This window comes from Prosthecomicrobium pneumaticum, assembly GCF_014199915.1.
In the GTDB taxonomy this organism is placed as follows: domain Bacteria; phylum Pseudomonadota; class Alphaproteobacteria; order Rhizobiales; family Kaistiaceae; genus Prosthecomicrobium; species Prosthecomicrobium pneumaticum.
Map to the genome: position 1 here is coordinate 46,706 of NZ_JACHOO010000011.1, position 8,012 is coordinate 54,717.

Sequence of the window (8,012 nt, forward strand, 5' to 3'; positions counted from 1 at the left end):
CCTCGGCTGCGCCGGCGAGCCGGCCTTCGAGGGCCAAACCGCGGCCGGCCCGAGGGGTTCCCGCGGCGCCTAGCCGCGCATCGCCGTCCCCTCCTCCGCCCACACCGCCAGCGCGAAGGGGCCGAGCCGCGTTCCGCCCGCGCCGGGATCCGCGGTCCCGCACACCGCCGCGCCGGCAGGAACTGGCGCCGAGACGGCTTGCGGCGCCCCGGTCGGGTTGACCGCGATCGCAAGCGTTCCACCCTCGAAATGCCAACGGACGAGCAGTGCGTCGCCGGAGCGCGCGCTCCCGGCGCCCCGATAGGGGGTGGCGAGCAGGGGGACGATCAGCCGCGCGCGGAGATCGGCGAGCGCCCGGAAACGCTCGATCGCCGCAGCCTCCCAGCGCCCGCGGCCGACGCGGGCGGCATCGAGGGTCTCCGGCGCCCAGGCATCCGGCAGGTCGGGGGGCTCGGCGAGGGCGTATGCCCCGATCACCTGCTCGGTGCGGCCCTTGCGAACCGCGTCGCGCATATGCGCGGGGGCGTCGCTGAAGAAATGGAAGGGCGTATCGTCGTTCGCCTCCTCGCCCATAAGGAAGAGCGGGATCTGCGGCGCAAGCATGGTGAGCGCCCGGCTGAAATCGAGCCGGGCATCGTCGAGATAGGCCGCCATCCGATCCGAGCGCGGCCGGTTGCCGACCTGATCATGGTTCTGGGTGAAGTTGACGAAGGCGGTCGGCGGCAGATGGCCGGAGGGCTCGCCGCGATGCCGGCCGTCATGCGGGTGCACCTCCCCCTGATAGATGAAGCCCTCGCGCAGCGTCCGGTCGAGCTTGCCGACCGGATCCTCGACATAGCCGCAGACGAAGCCCTCGGTCTCGCCGGCGAGGAGATGCTGCAGCACATGCTGGAAGTCCTCGTTCCACTGCGCATCGAAGATCCGCGGCCGGCCATCGGCGCCGTGCTCCAGCTGGGTGGCGACGTTCCACGAATTCTCCGCGATCATCCATGCATCCGGCTTCACGGACCGGGCGGCGGCCGTCAGAGAGCGCACGAACGCCTCCTGCACGGCGCCCGAGCCGAGTTCGTGCACGGCGTCGAAGCGCGCGCCGTCCATGTCGTAATCGCGCAGCCACATCGCGACGTTCTCGTGGAAGAAACGGGCGACGATCGGATGATCGAAGGCGAAACCGCGGCCCCAGGGCGTCTCGGCGCCGAAGAAGGCACTCGCATAACTCGGCAGGAAGTTCGCCGCCGTGCCGAAATGGTTGTAGACGAGGTCGACGATGACCGCGAGGCCGAGCGCATGCGCGCGGTCGACAAGGGCGCGCAGCTCCTGCGGCGTGCCGTAGGATCGGTCGGGCGCGAAAAGCAGGACGCCGTCATAGCCCCAGTTGAAGCGCCCTTCGAACTCGTTGATCGGCATCAGCTCGATCGCCGTATAGCCCGCCTCGGCATAATGCGGCAGACGCTCGGTGAGCGCGGCGAAGGTGCCTTCCGCGGTCGCGGCGCCGACATGCACCTCGGCGATCACGGCCTCGCGAAAGGGGCGCAGGGCGGTGAGGCGGCCGGGCGGCAGAGGCGCAACGACGAGGCTCCAGCCGTCGGCGTCCTCCGCCTGGGAACGTGCCGCGGGATCCGGGAAGACGAGCGCCCCGCTCTCGAAGCGGTAGCGGGCGCCCGGCCCGACATTCTCAAGGGAAGCCTCGAAGAAGCCCTCGCCGGCCGCCACCATCTCGGTCCGCCCGCGCCCTTCGATATGAATCACGAGGGCGGAAAGATCGGGCGCCCACAGGCGAAAGGCGGTGCCCTGCGCTGTCGGCCGGGGGCCGAACAGCGGCGCTGCGCCGCGGTCCGGCACGCCGGGCGCCATCGCGGCGTTCTCATCCGGTTTGCGCATCAGTGGCCTTCGGCGCGGTCGACGAACTTGTTGAAGCGGCTCGTCTTGCCGTCGGCGGTCTCGTCCTGGTGCAGGAAGGCGAGTTCGTTCTCGTCGAAGACGGTGAAGAACTCCTCCCAGGACAGCGGCTCGAGCGACTCTTCGGGTTCCCCGAAGTCGATCCGCAGAATGCCGCCCTCGCCGCGCCCCTTGACGCGGGCGGGCCGGCCGTCGCGGGCCTCGACCCATTTGCGGATCATATCGTGGTCGGTGGTCCGGCTCGCGCTCGCCATCGGTCGCCTCCTCACGCCAGGGGCCATTCGTTCGATGGCCCTAACGTACCGCCGGAGGCTCCGTTCCGCTGCCCGGGGGCTGCGCCGCCACCTCGCGGACCATGCGGGCGAGATCCTGCTGCGAGAACGGTTTCGGCAGGCGCGGCAGGCGCAGTTCGCCGGCCGGAAGGTCGGCATAGCCGGTGGCGAGCACGATCGGCAGGGCCGGCCAGCGCGTGCGCAGGACGGCGGCGAGTTCCATGCCCGTCATGCGCGGCATAGCCTGGTCGGTGATCACGAGATCGACCGGCGTGCCGGCTTCGAGGACCGCGAGCGCCTCCGCCCCGGAGGCGGCCTGATGCACGGTGCAGCCGAGGTCTTCGAGGAGGGCCGCCGTATTGGCGAGCACGATCGCATCGTCGTCGACCGCCAGCACGGCGAGATGGCCGAGGCTCGGCTCGGCCTCGGCCTCGCTCGCAGGCGCCGTGCCGGCCGGTCGCGGGGCAGCGGCGAGCGGCAGCCAGATTTCCGCGGTCGTCCCCTCCCCTCTGCGGCTCTTCAGGATCAGCCGGCCGCCGGACTGCTCGGCCATGCCGTGCACCATCGAGAGGCCGAGTCCCGTGCCCTTGCCGACGCCTTTCGTCGTGAAGAAGGGTTCGGCCGCGCGGGCGAGAGTCGCCTCGTCCATGCCCTCGCCGGTGTCGGCGACCGAGAGGCACATATAGTCGCCTTCCGGCAGCCCGGTGGCGTGAACGGGCTCGCGGACAGCGACCTGCCGGGCGGCGATGATGATCGTTCCCCCCTGCGGCATCGCATCGCGCGCATTGACGGCAAGGTTGAGGAGGGCGAGCTCGAGCTGGTTGGCGTCCGCCTCGGCCGCGCCGAGGCCGAGCGGAAAGCGCGTCTCGATCGCGACGTTCGGACCGAGCGTGCGCTCCAGCAGCCCGGTCATGCCGCGCACCAGGAGCGGCACGTCGACCGGCTCCGGGGCCAGATCCTGCCGGCGCGCGAAGGCGAGCATGCGCTGGGTGAGCGAGGCACCGCGCTGCGCGGCGAGGATCGCATTGTCGAGCAGCCGGCTGGTGCGCGGCTCCTCGGGCAGGCGTTTGCGCAGCAGATCGAGGCTGCCGAGGATAGCGGTGAGCAGGTTGTTGAAGTCGTGCGCGACGCCGCCCGTGAGCTGGCCGATCGCCTCCATCTTCTGCGCCTGGAAGAAGGCCTCGCGGGCCTTCTCGAGCGCCCGCTGGCTTTCGCGCCGCTCGGTGATATCGCGCGTCACCTTGGCGAAGCCGATCAGCGTGCCGTCCTCGGAGAGAATGCGGTCGATCACGACATGGGCCCAGAAGCGGCTGCCGTCCTTGCGCATACGCCAGCCTTCCTTCTCGAAGCGCCCCTCGCGCGCCGCGGCGGCGAGCGCCGCATCGGCCGCGCCGCGCGCGCGGTCTTCCGGCGTATAGAAGCAGGAGAAGTGGCGGCCGACGATATCCTCGGGCGTATAGCCCTTGATGCGTTCGGCGCCCGAATTCCAGTTCGTCACCCGTCCTTCGGCGTCGAGCATGAAGATCGCATAGTCGGTGACGCTCTGGACGAGCAGGCGGAAACGCTCCTCGCTCGCCCGCAGCGCCGCATCGGCGTGACGCCGCTCACTGAGGTCGCGGGTGATCTTGGCGAAGCCGATCAGCCGGCCCGCCGGATCGAGGATCGGGTCGACGACGACAGAGGCCCAGAAGCGGCTGCCGTCCTTGCGCACCCGCCAGCCCTCGCCGGCGAAGCGGCCGGCCTCGGTGGCGGTCCGCAAGGTCAGCGCGGGCCGGCCGGCCGTCCGGTCCTCCTCGGTGTAGAACTGCGAAAAATGCTGTCCGACGATCTCGTGCTCGCGATAACCCTTGATCCGTTCGGCGCCGGCGTTCCAGCTCGACACGACACCCTCGGGGTCGAGCATGTAGATGGCGTAATCGGTGACGGCATCGACGAGCAGTCGATAACGGCTTTCCTCGGCCGTCGATGCGCGGAAACGCTCGACGTGCTTCATCGCGACTCCCTCGGTGCGGAAGACGTCGCTCCGGGCGAGGGAGCATAGCCGGTCTTCCTGGGCCTGGCGCTGGCAGAACGGAGGCGGGGTAACAACGTTCCACCCCATCGGCGCCGCTGGAGGCGGAACGGAACGGCTGTTGCGGCCGGTCGTTGAATCCGCTCCGTCGAGGAGAGGTCTCCGTCGGGAGGAGAAATCATGGCGCCGCGGGCGAACTGGAAGGGCTTCCTGAAGATCGCGGAACTCACATGCCCGGTCGCGCTCTACACCGCCGCCTCGACATCGGACCGGATCGCCTTCCACACCATCAACCGCGACACCGGCCATCGGGTGCGCCGCCGCTTCGTCGACGAGGAGACCGGCGATCCCGTCGAGAACGAGGAACAGGTGAAGGGCTACGAGGTGGGTGCCGACGACTATGTCGTGCTCGAGCCCGACGAGCTCGCCGCCGCAGTGCCGGAGAGCGACAAGACGCTGTCGGTCTCCGCCTTCCTGCCCTGCGGCGCCGTCGACACCGTCTATTTCGACAAGCCCTATTATCTCGCGCCGTCGAGCGCCGCGGCGGCGGAATCCTTCGCCGTGATCCGCGAGGGACTGCGCAAAAAGGGCGCCGCGGCGCTCGCCCATGCAGTGCTGTTCCGCCGGGCGCGGACCCTCTTCGTGCGGGCGGATGGCGACGGCCTCGTCGCAACGACGCTCAACTTCGACTACGAGGTCCGCTCCGCGGCGGAGGCCTTCGCCGACATCCCCCCCATGCGGGTCGAAGGCGAGATGCTCGACCTCGCGCGGCACATCATCAAGACGAAGAGCGGCCGGTTCGACCCGAGCGCCTTCGAGGACCGCTACGAGGCGGCGCTCGCCGAGATGGTGAAGGCGAAGATCGAGGGCCGCAGGATCGAGCGGCCGAAGCCGGCTCCGGCCTCGAAGGTGGTCGACCTGATGGAGGCCTTGCGGCGGAGCGCGGGCAGCCCGACCGAGGAGCCGGCGCCGAAGGCGAAGCGGGCGCCCAGCAAGGCGGGGACGGCGAAGCGGGGGACCGGGAAGGCGGGGAAGAGCGCGGACGGCTCGGGAAAGACCGCCGCCGGCGCGAAGACGAAGAAGACCGCCAAGGCGCCGAGCCGCCGCGCGGCTCCGCGGGCGCAGACCAAGGCCGCGCCGGCCCGGAAGGCGGGCTGAGATGGCGCTCGACACCTATCGCCGCAAGCGGAACTTCGCGAAAACGGCGGAGCCCTCGGGCGCCGAGCCGCAGGAGGCGAAGGGTGACAGCTTCGTCGTCCAGAAGCACGATGCGACGCGGCTCCATTACGACTTCCGGCTCGAGATGGACGGCGTCCTGAAGAGCTGGGCGGTGACCCGCGGGCCGAGTCTCGATCCGGCCGAGAAGCGGCTCGCCGTGCATGTCGAGGACCATCCGCTCGAATATGGCGGCTTCGAGGGCACCATTCCGGCCGGCGAGTATGGCGGCGGCACGGTGATCCTGTGGGATCGGGGTCGCTGGACGCCGATCGGCGACGCCGCGAAGGGCTATGCCAAGGGGCATCTCGACTTCGAGCTCGACGGCGAGAAGCTGAAGGGCCGCTGGCATCTCGTGCGGATGGCCCACAAGCCGCGCGAGAAGAAGGAGAACTGGCTGCTCATCAAGGGCGACGACGCCTATGCGCAGCCCGGCCATGGCGATGTCCTCATCGAGGATCGGCCGGAATCGGTGAAGACCGGCCGGGTGATCGCCGAGGTCGAGGACGAGGCGCCCGGCTGGTCGTCGAAGACCGGCCGGATCGACCCGCCGGCGAAGGAGACGAGCCCGTTCGACCCGGCGAAGCTGAAGGGGGCGAAGAAGGGGAAACTGCCGGACTTCCTGCGGCCGGCCCTCGCCACGCTCGGCACCAAGGCGCCGAAGGGCAAAAGCTGGCTGCACGAGATCAAATTCGACGGCTACCGGCTGCAGGCGCGGATCGAGAAGGGCGCGGTGCGGCTCCTGACGCGGAGCGGCCTCGACTGGACGAAGCGGTTCGGCAAGGCCGTCCCCGCCGCGCTCGCCGCCCTGCCCGTCGAGACCGCGCTGATCGACGGCGAGCTCGTCGTCGAGAGCGCCGCGGGCGCCTCGGATTTCTCCGCCCTGCAAGCCGATCTCTCCGAAGGCCGAGCCGACCGCTTCGTCTTCTACGTCTTCGACATGCCCTATTGCGACGGCTTCGACCTCACCGCGGTGCCGCTCCGCACCCGCAAGGACGCGCTCAGGGCGCTGATCCCCGATGGCGGGACGCTCCGCTTCAGCGAGCATTTCGAGGCCGACGGCGATGTGGTGCGGACACATGCCTGCCGGCTGAGCCTCGAAGGCATCGTATCGAAGCGCGCCGATGGTCCCTATCGCTCCGGCCGCACCAAGGACTGGATCAAGTCGAAATGTTCCTACCGGCAGGAGTTCGTGATCGGCGGCTATGTGCCCTCGACGACGTCCGACAAGGCGATCGGCTCGCTCGTGCTCGGCTATTACGAGGACGGACGGCTTCTCCATGCCGGCCGGGTCGGCACCGGCTATAGCGCCTCGGTGGCGGAGGATCTCTTCCGCCGGCTCGAGGCGATCCGCCGCGACCATTCGCCCTTCGCGGGGAAGCTCACCGCCGAGGCCGCCCGGCAGGTGCGCTATGTCGAGCCGAGGCTCGTCGCGGAGGTCGAATTCCGCGCCTGGACTGCGGACGACAACATCCGCCACGCCGCTTTCCGGGGCTTGCGGGAAGACAAGCCGGCCGAGGAGGTGGTGCGCGAGACCGGCGCGCCCTCCGCCGACCCGGCCCCCGCGCCCGCAAGGCCGAGAGTGAAGCTCACGCATCCCGACCGCGTCTACTGGCCCGAGGACGGCGTCACCAAAGAGGGGCTCGCCGATTATTACAGCGAGGTCTGGCGCCGGATGGCGCCCTATGTCGTCGACCGGCCGCTCGCCCTGCTGCGCTGTCCCGGCGGGATCGTCGAGGCCTGTTTCTTCCAGAAGCACGGCTGGAAGGGCATGAGCCGGTCGATCAGGCTCGTCGCGGATCCGGCCGACGACGAAAAGCTGATCGTCATCGAGGATCTCGACGGGCTGATCGGCCTCGTCCAGGGCGGCGCGCTCGAGATTCATCCCTGGGGGGCGCGGCTCGGAACCCTCGAACAGCCCGACACCATCATCCTCGATCTCGATCCCGGCGAGGGGGTGAGCTGGGACGCGGTCGTCGCGGCGGCGGAGGAGGCGCGCCAGCGGCTGGAAGCGGCCGGGCTCGCCGCCTTCCTGAAGACCTCCGGCGGCAAGGGCCTGCACGTCGTCGCGCCCTTGAAGCCGCAGGCCGGCTGGGACGAGGCGAAGGCGTTCACCAAGGCGATCGCCGAGGCGATGGCGGGCGACGATCCCGAGCGCTATGTCGCGACGATCACCAAGTCGAAGCGGAAGGGCAAGATCCTCGTCGACTATCTGCGCAACGGCCGCGGCGCCACGGCGGTGGCGCCCTATTCGACGCGCGCCCGCCCCGGCGCCGCCGTCTCGATGCCGATCGGCTGGGACGAGCTGGCGAGCGTGCCGGCCGCCAACTACTTCACCGTCGCGACCGCCCCGACCCGCCTCGCCCGCCTCACCACCGACCCCTGGGCCGATATCCGCAAGGCCGCGGCGCCCCTGCCGGAGACGGGCGGAGGGCGGAGGAAAATGGGGTAAAGGCGGATGACGGGTGCAGGGAGGCGCTAAGGCACGTGCGAGGACGCAGAGCGCCCACTCGTCTCCGAACACCCGTCACCCCGGCCTCCGTGCCGGGGTCCATAATCGTGACGCCGGGCGGCCGGAGGGCCGCCGCCACCCCACAGCCGCCATCCCCCGCGAA

Annotated in this window: 5 protein-coding genes; 2 read left to right on the top strand and 3 right to left on the bottom strand. The window is 70.2% G+C overall.

The features are described from left to right. Positions 1-69 precede the first annotated feature (69 nt). From GGQ63_RS19860 to GGQ63_RS19870, 3 genes are read right to left on the bottom strand one after another with little or no spacing between them, the layout of a single operon-like run. Complete coding sequence (locus GGQ63_RS19860; RefSeq protein WP_183858361.1) at positions 70-1,881, bottom strand: alpha-amylase family glycosyl hydrolase; 1,812 nt, start codon at positions 1,879-1,881, stop codon at positions 70-72. Further along, positions 1,881-2,153, bottom strand: a complete 273-nt coding sequence (locus GGQ63_RS19865; protein ID WP_183858362.1) for a hypothetical protein — start codon at positions 2,151-2,153, stop codon at positions 1,881-1,883. The genes GGQ63_RS19860 and GGQ63_RS19865 overlap by 1 nt, the downstream gene beginning before the upstream one ends. Positions 2,154-2,193: 40 nt before the next feature. Continuing rightward, positions 2,194-4,164 carry a hybrid sensor histidine kinase/response regulator gene (locus GGQ63_RS19870; protein WP_183858363.1) on the bottom strand — a complete coding sequence of 657 codons (1,971 nt, stop codon included), beginning with the start codon at positions 4,162-4,164 and terminating at the stop codon, positions 2,194-2,196. Positions 4,165-4,362: 198 nt separating this feature from the next. Between GGQ63_RS19870 and ku the strand changes: the two genes are divergently transcribed. Both ku and ligD read left to right on the top strand, forming a co-directional pair. Then, on the top strand, positions 4,363-5,340 hold the full coding sequence (gene ku / locus GGQ63_RS19875; RefSeq protein ID WP_183858364.1) for a non-homologous end joining protein Ku: 978 nt from the start codon (positions 4,363-4,365) through the stop codon (positions 5,338-5,340). A gap of 1 nt (position 5,341) precedes the next feature. Then, a complete protein-coding gene (gene ligD, locus GGQ63_RS19880; protein WP_183858365.1) occupies positions 5,342-7,849 on the top strand; it encodes a DNA ligase D in 2,508 nt (835 codons plus the stop codon). Positions 7,850-8,012 lie beyond the last annotated feature (163 nt).